The sequence below is a fragment of the Butyrivibrio sp. XBB1001 genome (genome assembly GCF_000424505.1).
In the GTDB taxonomy this organism is placed as follows: Bacteria; Bacillota; Clostridia; order Lachnospirales; family Lachnospiraceae; genus Butyrivibrio.
In genome coordinates this window covers 463227-484560 of the sequence record NZ_AUKA01000002.1, presented here as the reverse complement: position 1 = coordinate 484560, position 21334 = coordinate 463227, and the positions used below count along the sequence as shown (strand labels likewise).

At 39.9% G+C, this 21334-nt stretch carries 14 protein-coding genes; 2 read left to right on the top strand and 12 right to left on the bottom strand.

Annotated features, from left to right (window positions below; genetic code table 11):
• Positions 1–763: 763 nt before the first annotated feature.
• Complete coding sequence (locus G631_RS0104875) at positions 764–1549, top strand: hypothetical protein (RefSeq protein WP_026488504.1); 786 nt, start codon at positions 764–766, stop codon at positions 1547–1549.
• A gap of 267 nt (positions 1550–1816) precedes the next feature.
• Here G631_RS0104875 and G631_RS0104870 read toward each other — a convergent pair whose 3' ends face one another.
• The 8 genes from G631_RS0104870 to G631_RS0104835 form a co-directional block, all read right to left on the bottom strand.
• Positions 1817–3079, bottom strand: a complete 1263-nt coding sequence (locus G631_RS0104870; RefSeq protein WP_026488503.1) for a saccharopine dehydrogenase family protein — start codon at positions 3077–3079, stop codon at positions 1817–1819.
• 98 nt (positions 3080–3177) lie between these two features.
• Positions 3178–4041, bottom strand: a complete 864-nt coding sequence (speE, locus tag G631_RS0104865; RefSeq protein ID WP_026488502.1) for a polyamine aminopropyltransferase — start codon at positions 4039–4041, stop codon at positions 3178–3180.
• A 46-nt stretch (positions 4042–4087) separates the two neighbouring features.
• Positions 4088–5536 (bottom strand): aminotransferase class I/II-fold pyridoxal phosphate-dependent enzyme, encoded by a 1449-nt coding sequence (locus tag G631_RS0104860; RefSeq protein ID WP_026488501.1) that lies wholly within the window; start codon positions 5534–5536, stop codon positions 4088–4090.
• Between the two features lie 134 nt (positions 5537–5670).
• Positions 5671–9645 (bottom strand): hypothetical protein, encoded by a 3975-nt coding sequence (locus G631_RS0104855; protein ID WP_026488500.1) that lies wholly within the window; start codon positions 9643–9645, stop codon positions 5671–5673.
• A gap of 1 nt (position 9646) precedes the next feature.
• Complete coding sequence (locus tag G631_RS18015) at positions 9647–12097, bottom strand: MMPL family transporter (protein ID WP_035789313.1); 2451 nt, start codon at positions 12095–12097, stop codon at positions 9647–9649.
• A 413-nt stretch (positions 12098–12510) separates the two neighbouring features.
• Positions 12511–14136 carry a chaperonin GroEL gene (gene groL, locus G631_RS0104845; RefSeq protein WP_026488499.1) on the bottom strand — a complete coding sequence of 542 codons (1626 nt, stop codon included), beginning with the start codon at positions 14134–14136 and terminating at the stop codon, positions 12511–12513.
• A 38-nt stretch (positions 14137–14174) separates the two neighbouring features.
• Entirely contained in the window at positions 14175–14459 is a 285-nt protein-coding gene (locus G631_RS0104840; RefSeq protein ID WP_026488498.1) for a co-chaperone GroES, read from the bottom strand.
• Positions 14460–14573: 114 nt separating this feature from the next.
• On the bottom strand, positions 14574–15323 hold the full coding sequence (locus tag G631_RS0104835; protein WP_081671246.1) for an SIMPL domain-containing protein: 750 nt from the start codon (positions 15321–15323) through the stop codon (positions 14574–14576).
• A gap of 323 nt (positions 15324–15646) precedes the next feature.
• Here G631_RS0104835 and G631_RS0104830 point away from each other — a divergent pair, with 323 nt between their 5' ends.
• The gene (locus G631_RS0104830) at positions 15647–16075 is read left to right on the top strand and encodes a hypothetical protein (RefSeq protein WP_026488496.1); all 429 of its coding nucleotides are present in this window, start codon (positions 15647–15649) and stop codon (positions 16073–16075) included.
• Between the two features lie 19 nt (positions 16076–16094).
• On the opposite strand, the gene G631_RS0104825 is transcribed toward G631_RS0104830, so the two are convergent.
• The 4 genes from G631_RS0104825 to G631_RS18010 form a co-directional block, all read right to left on the bottom strand.
• Positions 16095–17312 (bottom strand): SH3 domain-containing protein, encoded by a 1218-nt coding sequence (locus tag G631_RS0104825; RefSeq protein WP_207637876.1) that lies wholly within the window; start codon positions 17310–17312, stop codon positions 16095–16097.
• Between the two features lie 53 nt (positions 17313–17365).
• A complete protein-coding gene (locus G631_RS0104820) occupies positions 17366–18304 on the bottom strand; it encodes an acyltransferase family protein (RefSeq protein ID WP_026488494.1) in 939 nt (312 codons plus the stop codon).
• A 99-nt stretch (positions 18305–18403) separates the two neighbouring features.
• A complete protein-coding gene (locus tag G631_RS0104815) occupies positions 18404–20431 on the bottom strand; it encodes a hypothetical protein (protein ID WP_026488493.1) in 2028 nt (675 codons plus the stop codon).
• 3 nt (positions 20432–20434) lie between these two features.
• Entirely contained in the window at positions 20435–21325 is an 891-nt protein-coding gene (locus G631_RS18010) for a metallophosphoesterase family protein (RefSeq protein WP_051196842.1), read from the bottom strand.
• Between the last annotated feature and the right edge of the window lie 9 nt (positions 21326–21334).

Here is a 21334-nt window from a genome sequence, read left to right as displayed (position 1 = left end):
ATATAAATTCTATCTGTGGGCTTTTTGTGCTTATTATAATTGCATTATTCAAGTTCTACTTAATCAGTGAAACTGTTGGTTTATTTGTCGTTGCGTCTTTTGGGTTGCGCCGCTGTGTTTTTGCTTATTTTTTCTGGCATATACATAAAATTGCATTATTCAACCATCATGTTACCCCCTTTTTCATAATAAAGGGTAACAAAAACTATAATTTCAAATATTTATCAAAAAATACATCTAAAAACACTTCAAAAATGGCCAAAAAGGGTAACAATCTTTCAAATTTGCTTGTTCTGCAACAAACCGCTTTATCAAGTTCTTTATCTTGAATCACACCTATGTATTCTAAATAGTTCAATATTTGTTTACCAAGATAAAAAACTCACAACAAGCATGCGTCCGCATACTTTGAAAGCAAATCAATAATCCCACTACTTTATATTACCATAAATACTCATATATTTTTCTCTTGTCTACCCTATCTTCATTAAAATCAAACACAAAATACAGCTGAAATTTGGAGATTATGCGATACGAGATTTGTAGTTCTGCAAGCAGCGTCAAACCTCTCTGCATTGCAGTTTCCGAAAGCTTCTTTCAGTAATAGTAAAAGAGCTTTCTTCAAAAAAATCTTTACAAACAAGATATATAATGATAAATTATCAATCGGTCATTCGACCATTCATATTTTTCTGAAATATTCCAGGCGCTTTCGCCGGTTAATTTCAAAAATGATAATACTACTAAAATTCAGAGGTATAAAATGTTTACTACAGCTATTCTTGAAAGACAAAAAGAATTTCTACTACGCGATATCACATCTATGGAAAAATATATCTCAAAAGCTCCAGAAGGATTGCTAAAATGCTATAAGATCAAAGGCCACATCAAATGGTATATCGAACAAACAGATGATTCTGGAAACAAAACTCGCAAATATCTCCCAAAGAAAGAAAAACAATTGGCTCAAGAACTCGCTCTAAAATCATATTATCTGCATGCTCTTCCCGAAAAGAAAAATGAGCTTAAAAACATTAACAGATATCTAAAAAACGCAAAGCCAACAAAGTCTGATCTCTTTATTCAGGAATCTTCAAATTACTATGAGCTATTAAAGCCATCACTAAATCTTCCCAACATGGAAAGTTCAGGAATAGAAACAGAAAAGAACATCAATCATCCAGAAAACTTGATTGTCAAAACACGAAGAGGTGAATATGTTCGTTCTAAGTCAGAGGCATTTATAGCTGATACCTTATTTGAACTTAATATTCCTTACAAATATGAATATCCATTCCATGTTGATGATATTACTCTTTTTCCAGACTTTACAATTATTCATCCCAGAACAAAAGAGACATACATCTGGGAGCATTTTGGACTAATGGATAACCCAAGTTATGTTCGCAATTCCCTTGGGAAAATTCCTTTATTCCTATCAAAAGACTATATGCCAGGTAACAACCTTATTATCACATATGAATCTAAGACTATGCCTCTTAGTTTTTCTCATGTCAGGAATATTATTTCTATGTACTTTGAAAAATAAAAGAGAAACTACAAATTTAATATCCTTTTAATCCGCGCCAGCAGGTCACTGAGCACTTATATAATGCTTACAACATCGCCATAATATAAAAGTTGTTACCCGTTTTAATTCAAAAACGGGTAACAACAACTAAAATCTATATATTTTCTGGTTCAACACCTTGATAAATAGCATGAAAAACAATCAAAAAGGGTAATAGAATTCAAAAAGACGCTTTTTATTGTCCAAATTGCTATTCATCATGGCTCTGAAGTGCTTTAATGTCTATTAGTCAACCATTACAGGGTTCTCATCAACAACCCATGGAAGTCCAAACTCATTAAGCATTTCCATGTATGGATCTGGATCAAACTCATCAGTTGTATAAACACCTGGCTTCTTCCACTTTCCAGAAAGAACAAGTGCTGTACCAATCATAGCTGGAACACCTGTTGTGTAGCTGATAGCCTGGCTTCCAAGCTCCTTGTAGCATTCCTGATGGTCACATACATTGTAGATGAAAAGAGTCTTCTCCTTGCCATCCTTGATGCCGCGGAAGATACAGCCGATATTTGTCTTACCAACTGTTCTAGGACCAAGGCTAGCTGGATCAGGAAGAAGTGCCTTTAAAAACTGAATAGGAACAATATCTCTTCCCTCAAACTTGATAGGTGTTGTTGAAAGCATTCCAACATCCTCAAGACATCTCATATGATCAAGATAGCTCTGACCAAATGTCATGAAGAAACGGATTCTCTTAATCTCAGGGAAGTTTCTTCCAAGGGCTTCAATCTCCTCATGGTGAAGAAGATACATATCCTTCTGTCCAACCTGTGGGAAGTTATACTCTCTCTTGATTTCCATAGGCTTGGTCTCAACCCAGTGGCCATCCTCCCAATAGCTTCCGTTTGCACTAACTTCTCTAAGGTTGATTTCTGGATTAAAGTTTGTAGCAAAAGCATAACCGTGATCACCGCCATTGCAGTCCAGGATATCTACTGTATGAATCTCATCAAAATAGTGCTTTTTAGCGTAAGCTACAAATACACTTGTTACACCTGGATCAAAGCCAGTTCCAAGAAGACCTGTGATACCAGCCTCCTTGAACTTGTCCATATATGCCCACTGATAGCTGTAGTCAAAGTAAGCTGTAAAGCCCTTTTCCTTACATCTCTTCTCGTAGGCTGCACGCCATACAGGCTCATCTGTATCTTCTGGCTCGTAGTTAGCTGTATCAATGTAATCAACCTTGCACTCAAGGCAGGCATCCATAATTGTAAGATCCTGATAAGGAAGTGCCACATTAAGAACTGCATCTGGCTGATACTCCTTTATAAGCTTAACAACATCAGCTGTGTCATCAGCATTAACTGTAGCTGTTGTGATCTTTACAGGTGTTCCCTGCTTTTCTAATTTATCCTTAAGTGCGTCGCACTTACTTACTGTTCTGCTTGCAAGGCACATCTCTGTGAACACTTTGTTGTTCTGTGCGCATTTCTGAATAGCGACCTGTGCTACACCACCGCAACCAATAACTAATAATCTTCCCATTTTATTCTCCTTTGCAATATCACTATATTGACTATATTTACAATATTTACTATGTCTAGATAACACGGATTGCTCTGTACTTCGTACTTATGACACTGTTATCTAGACATGTCTTCTTCTTCCTGAAGAAGATCCTCAACATACTTAGGTAACATGAAAGCTCCCTTGTGCAGGTGAGTTGTGTAATACCAGGTCTTTATTCCTCTCTCATCCCATCTGTCAGGATTGAAATCCTTAAGAGGGTGATACTTCTTGCTGGCAAATCCAAAGAGCCAGTATCCTGCAGGACAGGTAGGAATATGTGCCTGATAAACTCTATTTACAGGAAATACTCTGTAGGCCTTTCTATGCATTGCTCTACAGCTCTCTTCATCCTCATCATAGAATGGGCTTCCGTGCTGATAAACCATGATTCCATCATCGTGAAGTGCCTTGTAGCAGCTTCCATAAAACTCTTTAGTAAAAAGACCTGCCTCATGTCCAAGAGGTTCTGTGGCATCGTTGATTATAAGATCATACATATCCTCGCACTTACGAAGATACTTAAGTCCATCCTGATAATAGATGTGAACTCTGTCATCCTCAAGTCCAATGGCATTGTCAGGGAAGTACTGCTTACATACATCCACAAACATGTTATCAGGCTCTACTACATCTATAACCTTGATCTCATCATAGTGGCACAACTCTCTGGCAACGCCTCCATCACCACCACCAAGAACAAGTACTCTCTGTACCTTGGGATGAACAGCCATAGGAACATGAACTATCATCTCATCATATGTGAACTCATCCTTTTCAGAAAAAATGATATTTCCGTCTGAAGTTAAAAACTTACCAAACTCAGGGGAATCAAATACATCTATTCTCTGAAATTCACTGCTTCCAGAAAAAAGCTGCTTACTGATCCTGATACTGATCTTGACATTACCAGTATGCATATCAGAAAACCAATAATCCATCTCTGCCATAAGAATAAGAACCTCCTATCAAATCTCTCGTTTCCTATTATTTTAAAACAAACAGCTCTGATATATCTTCACTCTCAGGTCCCTGCATAGAGCAGCCCTTTGCCATAGCTGTTTTGATATAGTCCAGAATGTCCTTGGTAATTACTTCACCTGGTGACAAAATAGGAATTCCAGGTGGGTAGCACATTACTGACTCTGCACTTATCCTGCCAACTGCATTGTCGATAGGAAGTGACTCTTTTTCCGCATAGAAAGCTTCCTGAGGAGTTGCCTTAACTATAGGAGTAATGTACTCTGCAGAGAAAAAGCTCTGCTCAGGCTTACTGTAAAGCCTTCTGATATCTGCAAGAGCTCCTGCAAGTCTCTCTATATCCTGTAGTCTGTCACCAATTGAAATATAAGCCATTACATTGGACAGATCACCAAATTCCATCTGAATATCATATTCATCACGCAGAAGGTCATAAACCTCGATACCAGTAAGGCCAATCTTTCTGGTATTAACAACCAGCTTGGTTTCATCGAAATCGTAAATACTTCCGCCATTCTTGAGCTCATTGCCATAAGCATAATAACCGCCAATGTCATTGATCTCTTCTCTAGCATACTGAGCCATCTTGGTAACCTTCTCAAAACTCGTTGCTCCGTTAAGAGCAAGGTTTCTGCGGGATATATCAAGACTTCCAAGAAGAAGATAGCTGGCACTAGTTGTCTGAGTCAGATTAACTATTCTGCTGATATAGCCAACATTGGCATCTGGTCCGCATAAGAGGATTGAGCTCTGAGTAAGGCTTCCGCCTGACTTGTGCATGCTGATAGCAGCCATATCTGCCCCTGCAGCCATAGCATTAAGCGGAAGATTTGGTCCAAAATACAAATGTGTTCCGTGAGCCTCATCAACAAGAGCCTTCATCCCATTCTCATGGGCCAGGTCTACAATTGCCTTAAGATTAGAGCAAATGCCATAGTAGGAAGGGTTATTTATCAAAATAGCCTTAGCTTCAGGGTTCTCCTCTATAGCCTTTTTAACATCTGAAAGTTCCATTCCAAGAGGTATTCCCAAATTGGTATCAACCTTTGGATCAATATAAACAGGAACAGCACCACAAAGTATCAGTGCATTAATAGCGCTCTTATGAACATTTCTAGGCATGATGATCTTCTCGCCCTTCTTGACATGAGAAAGAACCATAGCCTGAACAGCACTGGTGGTTCCATTGACCATCATAAATGCATGATATGCGCCAAAGGCGTCTGCCATAAGTTCCTCTGCTTCCTTGATAACAGAAACAGGGTGGCACAGGTTATCAAGTGGTTTCATGGAATTGACATCTATTCCAACACACCTGTCCCCCAGAAAACTAACAAGTTCGGGATTACCTCTCCCTCTTTTATGTCCAGGAACATCGAAAGGAACTACTCTCTGCTTCCTGAATCTCTCCAAAGCCTCGTAAACCGGAGCTTTCTTTTGTCTGCTAAGATCCAACTAACTACCCTCCCAAATAATCTATAAACGCAAGTAAAGGAGCGGCGTACAATTATGTACGCTACCCCCTTATTTTTCATTTTTTTACAGTAATGTAATAATACTATAAAACTCGATATTATTAAAGATTTATTTTACGCCGATCTTCTCTTTTTTCCAGTTTTTTTACGGCGTTTTTTGCTCTCATTTTTCGCTGCCTTTTTAGCCTTATTTTCTTTTTCCTTTGCCTGCTTTTTGGCCTCCTCTTTTTTCATCAGATTTTCCAGTTCTTCCTGCTCATCATCATAGAAAATCTGCTCTTTGCTCTCGATTCTTGCGGAAACCTTTTTCCTGATCTTTTTAAATGCTCTTGGAATCTTTTTCTTGTGCTTAGAAGTATATCCAACCATAAAGACAAAAGCTCCCAAAGCAGCTAAAATCAGCACAAAAATAAGTGCATAGCCCTTGTAAGTGCTCCATATAAGGCCTTCGAAATTAAGAGAAAGCGTCACATTATTTCCCTCTATATCATAGGTCTTATATTTGCCCATAGTTCCAGTTGGCTTTAATTTCTTACTGCCATTATCAGTCAAAAGATATAACGTAAAATCACCATTTGTTGAATAGAACGCATTATCTGGCCTGAATCTTAGCTGATGCACAGTCTGTCCATCATCAGGAATAACAATATTCACAGTTCCAAAGCTTGTAAGGTTTCTGATCTTGGAGTCAAAAACACTGCCCTCATCAACAACATCACTCCAGGTTACTGTAAGCTTATCTCCTTCTTTAAACTTACCATCTACAAGGACCTGTGACTGATAAACAGAATCATTACTTACATTGTCAGAAAGAGTTGTCAGATATCTGCTGTATTTGGCGGTAATGACAAGATCAGTAGTCACACTATCTGTCCCCTCCATATCCCAGGCAACGTAGTACCCATCTCTTTCTTCCGGGCACGGATACTCTTCTGCCAAAAGGGCTTCGCCATACTTCTTCTTTGTCTTATCAAGGATTATTTCTTTCTTCTGACCATTTTCCTCGTCTTCAAGCACATATGTGACATTAAGATAATTAAATTCATAAGGAACTTCCCTTAATGACTCCTCGAACAGGTTGAAGTTTGAAACTTCCTTGTATGCAACAGGCTCAGCTTTACTTGCATAACTGATCCTGTCTATTCCTGCAAGATTGTCACTTACAAAGAAGTTATTCTTGACCTCTCCCTTATCATCGATGTGACCCGCAATTGCTCCTGACCAGCTGTTTGAATCCTTTATGTCTACAAGAGAAAAGCTGTTTCTGATATGAAGTCCGTCTCCAACAATTCCGCCTACATAATCCTTGCCCTCAAGAATACCTCTGGAAAAAGAGCTAAGTACATAGGAAATTGATGAGCCTGCAACTCCTCCTACATAGTCGCCAGATGAAGATGATATATTAGAGTAGTTTCCTGCCCCCAAAATAGTTCCCATCTCCTGAAGACCGCAAACACCGCCTATATAGTTCTTTTCTCCAACTACAACACCAAAATTTTTAACATCCCTAAGGACACACTTTGTGATATATGCAGAGTTGAGCTTAGAGTCCCTGATACCAGTGATATCGCCCTCTTTATCGTAGTCATAATCAATAGCCATGGTTCCTGTAACGCCACCGCAATCAATGTCTCCCTCTACTCTTCCATAGTTGCTGCATCTATCAACTGTAGCGTCCGTGCTGATCTCAGCTTCTTCTATTGATACATCCTCAAAAGCTGTTGTATAGTCTGCATCCAGAACACCATCAATTGCATCCGTATATAAGTTCATGATCACATTGAACTGATCTGCCATAGCCTGCAGGTCATCAATAATAACACCACTGGCATTATTGACCTCCTGATTTAGAAGTCCAAAGTTATCATTCATGCCCTGAAGATTATTGGCAAAGCTTGTATTATGGGCCTGGTACTCTGCATCAAGTTCTGGGAAAGCTATTGGATCCTTGCCTGCAACTGTTCCAATAGTCTCCTTGGCCTGAGTTCCTGCAGTCTCAACATGTCCTGCTGCTGACTCCAGATTATCAAGGCCTCTTGAAGCATCCTTTCTGGCTGCCTCTGTCATCTCGTCCATGTGTCTGCTAAGTAGCTTTTCATAGACTGATGTTGCCCAGATCATATCCGCCTGAATACTGTTTCCTCCAAGTGGACTCTGATAACTCTTGTCAGTATATTTTGCTGCATCCTTGGCAGCTTCCTCTGAAGCCTCTTGAAATGACTTTTCATCCCTGTCTGTATTACTAGGAAAAGAAGTAAGCTCACCGGTTTCAGCATTTTTGTGGTACCAGGATCCATCCTTTGTTATTCCTGTCTCATCATTTTCTGCAGCCAGAGCAGCCTTTACAGTTTCAAGATGCTGCCATTTTTTGTCTTCTATAATGAAGTCATAGTCGTATACATTTCCATCGTCGCACTTGTAAACAAGGTCCCCCAGACTTTCTTCTCCAAGGTGATGCTGAGCCATTTCATTGGCAACTTCATGATTAAAATAAACCTTGTAGGATTTGTAATAGTTTTCAGTATATTGCTGACCTGCGCCCTCCATTACTTCCTTGGCCTTTTGGTATTCCTCTTTTTCCTCTTCAGTAAGATAACTATCAAGATCAAGATCATTGACCGCCTGTCTAAGGTCGCTTCCTGCCGTTTTAGCATCTCTTGCAGCGTAGGTAACCTGATCTATAAAGCCGTCCTGCTTGGAAGCCTCATCCAGAACATACTCTACCCTTGATAAACCTTCGTTAGTAGATTTTGAAATTTCATTAGCATAATCAATCGTTCCAGCAGAAAGATATCTTGCATCATCAATAGCTCCAGCAGTAAATTTCTGAATAGTTGAAAGTCTGTCTGTTATAACCCCGGACTGATCCTTGGCATCCCCAAGAGTCTTCGTTACTATCTCATGGAGCTTACTGATGCTCTCAGAAAGCTGATATGCTATATCCTTACTAAGGTCAACTGTAACATAAGGTTCAGCCTGTCCAACAATTCCTCCAACATCCTTACGGCCCTGGATAAAACCATTATTAGTACAGCCCGTCATATATCCTGACTGTCTTCCCACAATACCACCAATGTTGTAGCCTACATGCTCATAGCCCACATTTCCATTATTGGTACATTTCGAAACAATACCTATAGAAAGGCCTGCAATTCCTCCAGCGTCAGAAATTGTGCTGTCCTTTGACGCTTCATCTGCGTCCTTTTCCTCTCTTCTTATAAAAGAAATAACCTTATCAAGATTAGCCTTGGCCTCATCGGACAGTTCAGGATCCACGTTGGTGGTATTTACAAAAGATTCATTTAGGCAGCCAACTATATCTCCCATATTTTCTCCGGCGATACCACCGGTAAAATGAGTACCGTGAACATAGCCATCAACAACGCAATCTGAAATAATGCCAGATAGCTCATTCATTCCAACAATGCCGCCAACGTAGTCTTTTCCGGATACCACTCCTGTAAAATGACATTTTATAAGTACTCCAGAGTTATCTCCCGCAATACCTCCAGAAAAAGTCTGTTCACCGCTTGGCTCTACAGTTCCCGACACATTCAGATTGCGGATAACTGCTGTCTTTTGTACTATTCCAAAGAAACCAGAATAAGAAGCTCCTTTATCAATACTGATATCTGAAATTTCATATCCCTGTCCTTCAAAGATTCCGCCAAATGTAGGAATGCCGCAGAATTCTCTTCCTCTAAAAGAAATATCATTTTCAAGAATAACCTTTTTATCTGCAGACCAGGTGTCCATCTTACAATTATTGGCTAAATTAATAAGATCCTCTGCGGTTTCAATCTTTATTTCAATGTAATTTACAGGATTTTCTGTTTCCTCAACCTCTTCTGTTTCCTGCGCTTCCTCGCTCTCACCGTTTTCTTTTTCCCGGGCTTCTTCCTGAGTTGCTGTAGTCATATCGCCTACGTATGCGCTTTTATCTATTGTTTCCCCAACATTATCTTCAGATTTGTCTGAATCCTTAAGTTCAGTTTCAAGCGCTTCCTCTGATTCAACGGCAAAAGAAATTACGCCCGTGTTACATACGAGTGAAAGCCCCAATAGAAGGGCCATTATCCTCTTTTTCATATTATGCCCCCTCCTCTAAATTTTCTTCTATGAGTTCAATATCCTTATTTTCGATAAAGGCGCTGACATCTCCCTTAACAACGCCATGGACCACGCCATTTATAGTTCCGTCAATCTTGCCCCTGACATATCCATCAATACGCATTGTTCCAGACATCTGTTTGTTCTGAATTGGAACATTCATGACAAATGCAGTAAGTTCAATGATCTTATCTCCCACAAGAAGTATCTGAGGAAGAACAAACATAGTGACAATAATGGAAATAATTGTTCCTCTTCCAAGGGCCTTACCAATACTGTAGATAACACAGTCTGAAGTCATCTTTCCAATCAGTATTCCCGACATAGCCATCATGGTTCCTGATGTGATGATTGTAGGAAATGACAAATTCATGGTATTGATAATAGCTTCTCTTTTACCGGTAGTACCGCGAAGCTCAATATACCTGCCTGCAATAACTATGGCATAGTCGATATTGGCGCCCATCTGGATTGAACTTACGATAAGATATCCCAAAAAGAAAATGTTATCGTGAGTAATGGCAGGTATTCCAAAGTTAAGCCAGATACAGCCCTGGATAACCGCTATCAAAAGGACCGGCATTCCAGCTGATTTAAAGGTAAAGAGCAAAACTATAAGTACTGCAAGTACAGAAATAATGCCAGTTACCTTGTTGTCCCTTGAAAAGCATTTCTTAAGATCATACTGACTCACAGAATTACCAACTACATAAATTTGGTCCTCTGGATAATACTTCTCTGTAATCTTGTGCAGAGTATCAATAAAGTAGTAGCTCTCATCAGACTCTTCTTCCGAGTTAAGGTACACCAATATTCTGGAATACTCCTCACCCTGAAGCTGTTTCTTGGCAAATTCCATCATCTTGTTAGCATCTTCTAAGGTTTCCATTAGGTCATCATCAAGAGTTACATATCCATCATCAACTTCCTGATAAATGAACATCAGCATATCAATAAGCGGAACTTTGTAGTTATCAAGCCCATTTACAGCCTTGGCATAATCTTCATCGTTGACTGCATAAGCTGCATAAACCAGCTCAGCTATTTCAAAGTCAATATCAATAAGCTCGGAAAACTGTCTGGGTGTAAGCTTATCAGTCAATGTATATCCGTTCATAGCCTCCGTATTGGCAAGACCTGTAACAGAAGACACATTTCCATTCAGCAAAAGATCCTGAATAAGGAGCTTTTCTTTCTCATAATCTCCCGAAGGAAAAACAAGAGCTACCATATTATCAGTCTTAAAATTCTCATTCTGCAAATTCTGAGCAGCCTGAACTTCATTGGTAATAGGAGGAATGATCTTGGTATATCCATATACATAAGGGGTAAAGTGGCATATATAATTAGCAGCAAGAAGTATCACCACAAAAAGAGGTGCCACGAAAAATCTTGAAGCATATGCAAACCTTCCTACAAATGGAATCTTAGGAATAAAGTTCCTGTGCTGAGTTCTCTCCATGAGACCTGCAAATATCATGATAAGACCAGGCATCAAAAGAAATACTGACAAAAGGCTAAGAAGAATAGCCTTAATAAGAACCACAGACAAATCCTTACCAATTCCAAACTGCATGAAAATCATGGCAAGAAGGCCACCAATTGTAGTAAGCGAACTTCCTGATATCTCAGGAATTGATTTGGAAAGCGAAACGATACAGGCTTCTCTTACAGGGAGATTAGCCCTCTCTTCCTTGTATCTGTTAAGAAGAATAATGGCATAGTCTACAGAAAGGGCCAGCTGCAAAACAATTGCCACAGAATCTGATACAAAAGAAATTGTGCCAAGAAGGAAATTGGTTCCCATAGCTATAAGTGCTGCGCTTCCGAAGGTCAAAAGAAGAACAGGAACCTCAGCATAAGCCTGACATGCAAAGAGAAGTACTATGATAACAACAAATACAACCATGATAGAAATAACACTCATCTCGCTCTGTATCTGCTTAGAATGAGTATCACCTAATGAGGTTGAAATATAGGAATCATAATCTGCAAAATAGTCCTGAACCTGCGCAAGAAGTTCAAGGCAGTTCTCATCATCTTCATCGTAGTTAAAAGTTATATCAAAAAGAGCACTACCGTTATTGTAGTGTTTGTCAGTATCATCAACGTCTGCTGAAAATACTCCATCTATTGACTCGATGTCTTCCTGAATTCTCAGGGCCTGCTCATAGGAAATATTTGCAACCATGACCTTAACTGAACCATAGGTTGTAAACTGCTCCTCCATTAGATCCAGTCCCATTCTGGTCTCACTAGTTGCAGGTAAGTAGGCTGCTATTTCATTTTCTACCTTGACCCAGTTTCTTGAAACCGCGCAGAATATGCATAGAATCGCGTAAATTAAGAAAAAAAGATTGCGCTTATCAACGATAAAAGCGCAAATTTTAAGCATGGCATTACTACCATTTTTAGAACTTGAACTACTCATTGTCCCCCCAAAAATAAAAATAAAATGAAACTTTAATTAACATTCTATTACATAAGTTTTTAGGGGGCAACAAATTATATTTAGGGTGTTTTAATGCGGTTTATCGCTCACTCTAAACTTAGTGCGAGCCATGGGTGGGCACTTAACGAGGTTCTTCCGAGTTTAGTGCAGCATCCCAGTCGCCAAGGCTTTTGTGAGTATCGCTCATACAGGAAAATCACTTCGTGATTTCCCTGTCGTCCGTTGTCGCCAAGCTCTCACAGTCAAATATGGATTATCGCTGCTAACGCAGCTTATTCGCAAATAAAAATGCAGTGCCTTTCAAGCAAGCTTGAGACACTGCATTTTTACTTACGAAGTCACTATCGTGACTTAAATCCATATTTACCTGTTCGAGTTTGGCTCGTTATCGCTTACATGCCCATGCCCATGCCGGCGCCACCTGCTGGCATTGGAGGAACTGGCTCTTTAACTGTTGCTACAGCAGCCTCTGTAGTAAGGAAGCTTGATGCAACAGATGTTGCGTTCTGAAGAGCTGATCTTGTAACCTTAGCAGGATCAATGATTCCATCCTTAACCATATCTACATACTCTTCTGTATATGCGTTAAAGCCAATGCCCTGCTTGGACTCTTTAACCTTGTTAACGATAACAGATCCGTCAAGACCAGCGTTGTTAGCGATGTGGAATAAAGGAGCTTCAAGTGCCTTAAGAACAACCTTAGCACCTGTCTTCTCGTCGCCTTCAAGAGAATCAACGAGCTTAGCAACTTCCTTGGAAGCGTGGATATAAGCTGAACCACCACCAAAGATGATACCCTCTTCTACAGCAGCTCTAGTAGCATTAAGAGCATCTTCCATTCTGTACTTAGCTTCCTTCATCTCTGTCTCTGTAGCAGCACCAACTCTGATAACTGCAACGCCACCAGCAAGCTTAGCAAGTCTCTCCTGGAGCTTTTCTCTATCGAAATCAGATGTTGTATCTTCAATCTGCTTCTTGATCTGAGCAACTCTTGCCTTGATCTCATCCTTGTTGCCAAGACCGTCAACGATAGTTGTCTTTTCTTTCTCAACCTTGATGCTCTTAGCACGTCCAAGGTCATCCATTGTTGTATCCTTAAGCTCAAGGCCAAGGTCAGAAGAAATAACCTTACCGCCTGTAAGGATTGCGATATCCTCAAGCATAGCCTTTCTGCGGTCGCCATAACCTGGTGCCTTAACAGCTACTACATTGAATGTTCCACGAAGCTTGTTAACAATAAGAGTTGTAAGAGCCTCACCCTCAACATCCTCAGCAATGATAAGGAGCTTAGAACCTGTCTTAACAATCTGCTCAAGAAGTGGAAGGATATCCTGAATGTTAGAAATCTTCTTGTCTGTAATAAGGATGAAAGGATCATCAAGTGTAGCTTCCATCTTGTCCATATCTGTAGCCATGTAAGCTGAGATATATCCTCTGTCGAACTGCATACCTTCTACAAGGTCAAGCTCAGTCTGCATTGTCTTGGACTCTTCGATTGTGATAACACCATCGTTAGAAACCTTCTCCATAGCATCAGCGATCATCTGTCCAACTTCATCATCACCTGATGAAACTGCTGCTACTCTCATGATCTGCTCTTTACCCTTAACCTTTGTAGCCATCTTGCTGATAGACTCAACTGCTGTGTCTGTAGCCTTCTTCATACCTTTTCTAAGTACGATTGGGTTAGCACCAGCTGCAAGGTTCTTAACACCTTCATTGATCATAGCCTGTGCAAGGACAGTAGCTGTTGTTGTACCATCACCTGCTACATCGTTAGTCTTTGTAGCAACTTCCTTAACAAGCTGAGCGCCCATGTTCTCATAAGCATCCTCAAGCTCGATCTCTTTTGCAATAGTAACACCATCGTTTGTGATTGTAGGTGCACCATAAGATTTATCAAGAACTACATTTCTTCCCTTAGGTCCAATTGTAACTCTTACTGTATCTGCAAGCTTATTAACGCCTTCTACCATAGCTGTGCGGGCGTCAGCGCCGTACTTAATTGTCTTTGCCATTTTTATTGCCTCCAAATATTTAAATTATTTTTATTAGCTTATTTAATGATTGCGAGGATGTCGTTCTGCTTAACAATGATGAATGTCTCATCATCAAGTTTAACTTCTGTTCCTGCATATTTAGAATAGATGACATTGTCACCCTTTTTAACCTGCATCTTAACTTCCTTGCCATCTACTACTCCGCCAGGACCTACAGCAATAACCTCTGCCTGCTGTGGCTTCTCCTTCTCAGCTCCAGGAAGAACGATTCCTGATTTTGTAGTCTCTTCAGCCTCAAGCGCCTTAAGCACAACTCTGTCTGCAAGTGGTTCTAACTTCATAATAAAGCCTCCTTATATGAAAAATTCAGTATTTTTTAAATCTGTTAGCACTCTGTTTTATTGAGTGCTAATCTCTAAGAACTAATATTAGTGCTATTATTATAAAAAGTCAAGTTATTTAAGGTCATACTCAAGTTTAACTGTTATAGATGCTGTCTTATATCTGGAATCTGTATCAAATGCTCCGTCATAAGAATAACTGCTGGTGCCAGAATTCTTGGCAGTTATCTGGAAAACGCCAAGGCTTGAGTTCTTGAGTTTGCCAAGATCTGCTCCTGTATTCTTGGCAATAATATCAATCCTGTCCTTGGCATTTATAGATGCCTTATCAATAAGGTCAAGCTTAAGAGCATCAAGGTCTGAATAATAGTATTCAGGAGAACCTGATGTAAGCTCTACTCCCTTATCAAGAAGGCTGGAAATATCTCGAGATATTTTTTCAACTACATCAAGATTTGATGATGATACTGTAACGCTCTGTGTAAGCTCATAGCCATCAGCCTCAGAGCCTATGTAATTGCCGTTGTCATCATAGTTGTCATGATAGGTTCTACGAATATCTACAGAGTCAAATACAATCTCATCCTCTGTGATTCCATTACTTGTAAGATAGTTCTTAACAAGGTCTGCATCATTTTTGATTGCAGTGTATGCTTCCTGGGATGTCCAGGCTGTTCTTGAAAATGAGCCGCGCCAGATTATGATATCTGACTCAAAATCCACGCTTGCGCTGCCTGTAGCTGTGATCGTATGTGTACTTTCTGACCTGAAATGTGAAAGTCCAAAAGCAATTGCAACACAGCTTACCATAACACTGATTCCAATGATAAGGGCACTCACCCAACTATTTTTCTTTTGTTCCATAACTTTTCTCCTTTTCCTCTTTGTTCTTGCTGTTTGCGCCGTCATCATCAAGTAAGCAAAAGAATCTGACAGCACTTTATTATTGTAGCACATATCTCCTCAGAGCAAATGGGAAGTCAATTCAAGATAATTATTCGTCTATACAAGGAGTGATGCAATATTTCAATGCAGTTAAGCATAATTTAAGATTATTTTATTCTGGTTTAATTGCTTTATGATTACCTTTGGCCAATAATAATCATAAGAAAGTGTACGCATTTTTCAGAAAAGGATTTTCTGAAACAGTTTTTAAAAGCTCCAATAGCTCTCAAGGAGGTGAGTCAATGAGCACAAATTTCTTTTCAAGTTTATCTGGTAAATTCGATTATATGTCCAGCATGAGTGGTCTTATTGGTGACTATGCAAGCATCAAGAATGGCTCTTATGGTTCCCTTATGAAATCATATGTAAAAAAAGTTGGAAACAAGACGGCTCTTAACGCCTATAGAGAGACTGGTTCTACTACGACTGCTGTAGACAATGCTGCAAACACAAGCTCTTCATCAGCAACCAGTTCCTCCAAGAAATCCAGCTCCTCATCAAAGACCAATTTTCTTGATAGCCACCTTAGCAACGTAAAGGGCTCCGGAAGTGTTTACCAATCTGAGCTTTTGCAGAAGTTAAAGAAGCAGGATGAAACTGCAACCTATGACAAAGATGGCACCAAGACTCAAAATGCTGACACCACCCTTGGAATGGATACAACTATCTAGCATAATTTTTTGTTAATGATCAGATCTGACCTATTATGTAGTTAAACAAGTTAATATAAGTATTTCCATCGTAGTGAAGACCATCTACAAGTCTGTAGCCATTGGTCTCAAGCCAGGAATGAGTATCTAGCCAGGTAATGCCAGCAAGCTTACCTGGCATTGCGCTATTAAAGGCCTTAACCTGCTCTTCTGTTCTATATGGATTCTCCCATACTGGATTTACTGAGCAGAAATAGGTTTTTGCACCTCTCTGGGCCCACACCGCAGCATAGGCATTAACAAGATTAGCATAGTTATCTATATTGCCAGTATCATTGACTCCAAGGCAGATAACTACCTTTGTGCCCTTTCCCACAATTGCATCAGCCCGGGCAATTGCAGTGTCATTGAGCCATACATAGCCCTTGGCGTTCTCACATATCCAAGAACATCCTCCGCCATCTACAGCAGCCTTCATCTGAACACATCTGGAATCACCTATAAAAAGAACTCCTGCAGGAGCAGCAACTGGAGCTGGAGAGGCCGGTGCTGCAGCCTGAGCTGGCTGTGTCTGAGTCTGAGCTGCTTGCTGAGCAGGTGCCTGCTGTGCTGCCGCCTGCTGTGCAGCTTTCTGGGCTTCAATAGCAGCAAGGGCTTCTGCTTCCTGCTGTGCCTTTAATGCAGCAAGATCAACCTCAGTCTCAGCAATAAATCTATTGCTTGCAAAAGCTTCCCCGCCAAAGAACTCTATCAGATACCATCCATTTTTATCATACTGGCCCAGTACCTGAACCTCTGTATTATATTCAAGATAGCCATAAATATCATATTCTGTTGATGGGCCCGAGCGAACATTAAGTGCTCTCTGGGAATACATAGTCACAGGCTCATCAAAATATGTGATCTTTGTTTTATCAACCTTAGTATCTATTACAATTCCATTATCAGAACTTTCAACATTTGCTTCATCCTCATCAGAAGCTCCGCTAGCAGCAGAAGAGGCCTGATTGCTGCTATGGTCGCCATTTCTGCCATCCGCATTTTCATCTGATGTATCTCCATCTGCAACATCAGAAGAATTCTCAGATGCACTCTCTATAGAGGTCATACTACTGGCTTCACTGGCACTTTCAGCTCCGTTTTCCTGTAGGGGCCTTGAACTTCCACAGCCTGTCATTACTAGATTGGCACATAGCGCCATAACAGTTACCAATTTACAAAACTTCAAATTCATAATACCAATTCTTTTCTCTTTCATTTCCATCACTTCGATTCTTTGATCCTATTTCTACTTAAATAGGCAACTCAAAACTATTTTTTCTTCCCAATAAGAAAATTAGTTACCTTCCCCAGGCAAAACTCTATTAAAAAGCCAAGTACCACTGCAAAAGCAAGTGTTATAAGGCCTGCTATCACAGCCCCCTTAAAATAAGACCAGCTCTCCTTGTAGGCCACAAACTTCCAAAAAAGCCTTGTGTGCACTAGGTAAACATACAGTGAATAAGTTCCAATCGTAGGTAGTACAAAGCCCTCTCCCTTAAACTGCACGCAAAGCCCCATCGTCATAAGCGCAAACATTATGCTGGCGCACAGATGAGCTGCTAGGGCTCCTCCAAACACATGCCAAAAAGCACATATAACCATTACAGCAAAAGAAATAAACGCTAAATTCGACTTTATTATAGCACTTTTTAGTTTATCTCCAAGCTTACTTTCAAGGGTCGCCCCATAAACTCCAAGAAGAAATGCTCCATTTGAAAGAAACCAAAAATCCTGAAACTCAGGTTTATTATACAGCCAATATGAAAAGCCAATAACACCGAGAGTTAGAAGGATTTCTTTTGCCCTTCCTCCAAATCTGTAGAACAACATGAACATAATATATAAAGCAAAGAGGACACACATAAACCAGTAGTCATAGCCAATAAGAAGCTTGACCAAAGCCCCAAAGCTATCTATATGCTTGTCCAAAACAGCTAAAAATCCAGCTATCAAAATATATGGCACGTAGCTGTTCATAATGCGCTTTATAACAAATCCTTTATTAATACCACTCTTTTGGTATGACTTAACAAGTCCATAGCCTGAGAGCAAAAAGAAAATGTCAACGCCGTAAATTCCCCAGGTTGAAATCCACACTCTAAGTGATTCATTAAAAGACTCAGTGTACATCCAGCCTGCATAGTGAGATGCTATTACCATCAAAATTGCTATGCCCCTAAATACTTTTGATGTCTTAGTATCTATCAAAACATTACACTCTCCTTCCACAATAAAGACGATCAGTCTTCCAAAATATCATCTATTGACTAAATTCAGCCCTTTAATATCTGTATGATCTGCTACAACTTAGAACCTGAAATAATCTCCTATAACATTAAAGAGTACTTTATTATCATTTTCAAGACACACTGTGCTTCCTGATCCAACAAAGGTCAAAAAGCTATATACAAGAGTCAGAACAACGCAAACATAAAAGAATCTGCTGGCAAAAGTATAGTCTATAAGGCCCCTTGACCTGTCCAGAAATACAATCCATAAAAGAGCTGCTGCTAGAACAAAAGCCGGAGCAAAATCGCAGGTATATCTATAGATAATTCCGGCACCATTGGCATCAAAGCCTGCAATTATAAGTCCTACAACTACAAGATAGATTACAAGTCCCTTTACTGCTCCCTCTAATCTTCTGCCGCCCTTTAATAGAAAAGCCCAAATCGAGAACATAAAAGCATTGGCCACAAAGATTCCGCCGTAGTTATACTCATACAAAAGTCTTCCCATGTAATTACCTGACAGATCAGCAGAATGAATAAATGGATAATCCGCATTCACAACTGGTGGCTGGAACAGGAAATAGTAAAGACTTCTAAATAGCCTGTCAAAGTTAAAGCCTCTGTTATTCATATCGTTTGAAGTCAGAGAATACGTGGCTCCAAAGTCCAGGATATTTCCAAATCTGGCAGCATTATACCAGCATACTGGAATAGCAACCGCGATTATAGGAAGGAAAAACAGTACTGTTTCAATCACGCTTTTTCTGGAAAAGAGTTTTCTCTTACCAAGGCCCTCGTCAAACAAAAACAGTATCACTGCAACTCCTGACAATAAGACCAGCTGCGGCCTGCATCCCGCAACAAGCGCAACAAATAAGCTTCCAAGTGTAATAGAAAATCTCTTAAGCCACAGTCTATTTGTATTTAATGCTTCAAGCCACAAGCCTATTCCCGCAAAAGAAAAGCCTATACCACCAATTATGGGCACATCATAAATATCCGGCCTTGCTACAAGAAAGACAAAATTGGCAGTAAGAGAAACCGCTACGCACAAAAGAAGGTATAAAAGATATGGCATCCTTTTACTGTATTTTCTGACAAGCCCCGTCACAAGCAAAAACGAACCTGCCACAAACACAAGAAAGAAGGCATAAATTGCCCTGTAATTTGGAAGGTCTCGCCCTGTCAAAAGATAGTAAGGATAATACAATAAAAGCTCAGGAACAATGCCAAAATAAGCATAATAATGCCCCTCATAGTAGGCATAATCCATGGCATAGGGAATGCCCTCTGCCTGAAGAGTAATAGTGTCGTAAGGATTCTCCACTTCAAGAAGCCTTTCATCAACTTCTTTTTCTGTGAGTATTACACTACCCTCCTTAAGGCTATGGGCCAGCTCCTGATACTGCTTGTGATGAGGCCAGTAAGGATTTTGTACAAGAGCAGTATCTGCCTTATTAAGAAATCCTCCAAGAGCCATGATAAGAAGCATGACAAATAAAGTTAAAGCTATCTGCCTCTTGTTTCCATGCTCAAAATAAACATCATGAATAAATGAATCAGTAAATATCAGATACCCAAGGGTCAGCACAAAAAATATCACAAGAGCCCTTAAAGGCTTAATATCAAAGGGGACTCTGCGGTTGATAGTAATATCTTTTACATGAGCAACTGTTCCATCTGCGGCTCGTACAATAACATATATATTCTTCACATCTCCAAAGGGATATACGTTAGAAAATCTGCTTCTAAAGGATCCATTACAGACAACAAATTCAGGTGTACCATACTCATATTTGTTGCCTGCATCTGTCATCCACACGCTGACATATGCCTCATCTCCGTTCTCAACAGCAATATTGGCATACACATTCCTTACAGGGCCATTTACTGTATAGACTTCAGTAGCTACGCTCTCTCCCCCGTTTACAGAAAAATAATCAGCAATCGGCATTGCAGATGAATTCATTGTTCGAAACCTTGAGAAATTAAAAACAAATATCTCAAGAAAACAAGTGATCAAAAATACTACGATCACGCCCAGCATTAGTCTTTTTACTTTTTTATCACTCACTTTAGATGTCATAACAATCAACATCCCCATAGTTTAGTCCTCACTATGGGGAATCTCCTTACCATGTAAGTCTATATAATTTTCTTTTAGGGCAATTGCCCAGTATTTTTCAGGAATATTCGGCCATTTCACAGTACCTCTCTCCTGCTCGCACAGCCTCATGGCCCGTAAAAGAACTGTCTGATTAAGATCAATTCCAGTCCTTATAGTATGCATTGAAACTGCAGCCCAAGCAGGTGCGTACTGACATATCTCAGAATTTTTAAAGGCCCTTATTATTTCCTTTCTATTGTAATCAAGCTGGATAAGCTCTTCTTCCCAGGTCTTACCATTGCCGTGAAGTATGCAGAACTGGGTCTTCCCATCATGGTACCATGGAATTCCCACAGAGCCAGGATTAATTGCCTTTTTCCCCCTATATATATAGGTTTCCTGCACATGGGTATGACCATGCAAAAGATATCCCGTCTTTAGGTGAGACAATACCTTTTTGGTGTTTCTCTTTTCCTTATAGAGAAGCTCTGCCGTCTCTGTTGGAGACCCGTGACAATATTCAAAAAAAGGAAAGCCCTTCATCTCAAAGGTTCCATAGTTGGGCAATGATTCAAAAAAGTTAAAATCCTTGTCAGTGAGATTTTCGTAGGTGTACAAAAGAGCTCCTGAAGCCGAGCCCTTTCTCCAATTGCCTTCACCATTTCTTCTGTAGTTTAAAAGGTATTCTTCTCTGTTTCCCCTGATAATGTAGGTATTAAAGTACTGTTTAAGAACATAGATAAGCTCCATGGTCTTTTGAGGATTTGGGCAATCTGTGACATAGTCACCCAGGAGAAGGAAATTCGTGATTCCCTTACCCATTGCATGATCTATGCATGCCTGCAAAGCACTATAATTCCCATGTATGTCGCTAAATACCGCTATATCCATAAAATCTCC

Coding starts and splice junctions, on each gene's coding strand:
- G631_RS0104875 (WP_026488504.1), top strand. CDS start 764: ATGTTTACTACAGCTATTCTTGAAAGACAAAAAGAATTTCTACTACGC.
- G631_RS0104870 (WP_026488503.1), bottom strand. CDS start 3,079: ATGGGAAGATTATTAGTTATTGGTTGCGGTGGTGTAGCACAGGTCGCT.
- speE (WP_026488502.1), bottom strand. CDS start 4,041: ATGGATTATTGGTTTTCTGATATGCATACTGGTAATGTCAAGATCAGT.
- G631_RS0104855 (WP_026488500.1), bottom strand. CDS start 9,645: ATGAAAAAGAGGATAATGGCCCTTCTATTGGGGCTTTCACTCGTATGT.
- G631_RS18015 (WP_035789313.1), bottom strand. CDS start 12,097: ATGAGTAGTTCAAGTTCTAAAAATGGTAGTAATGCCATGCTTAAAATT.
- groL (WP_026488499.1), bottom strand. CDS start 14,136: ATGGCAAAGACAATTAAGTACGGCGCTGACGCCCGCACAGCTATGGTA.
- G631_RS0104840 (WP_026488498.1), bottom strand. CDS start 14,459: ATGAAGTTAGAACCACTTGCAGACAGAGTTGTGCTTAAGGCGCTTGAG.
- G631_RS0104835 (WP_081671246.1), bottom strand. CDS start 15,323: ATGGAACAAAAGAAAAATAGTTGGGTGAGTGCCCTTATCATTGGAATC.
- G631_RS0104830 (WP_026488496.1), top strand. CDS start 15,647: ATGAGCACAAATTTCTTTTCAAGTTTATCTGGTAAATTCGATTATATG.
- G631_RS0104825 (WP_207637876.1), bottom strand. CDS start 17,312: ATGAAAGAGAAAAGAATTGGTATTATGAATTTGAAGTTTTGTAAATTG.
- G631_RS0104815 (WP_026488493.1), bottom strand. CDS start 20,431: ATGGGGATGTTGATTGTTATGACATCTAAAGTGAGTGATAAAAAAGTA.
- G631_RS18010 (WP_051196842.1), bottom strand. CDS start 21,325: ATGGATATAGCGGTATTTAGCGACATACATGGGAATTATAGTGCTTTG.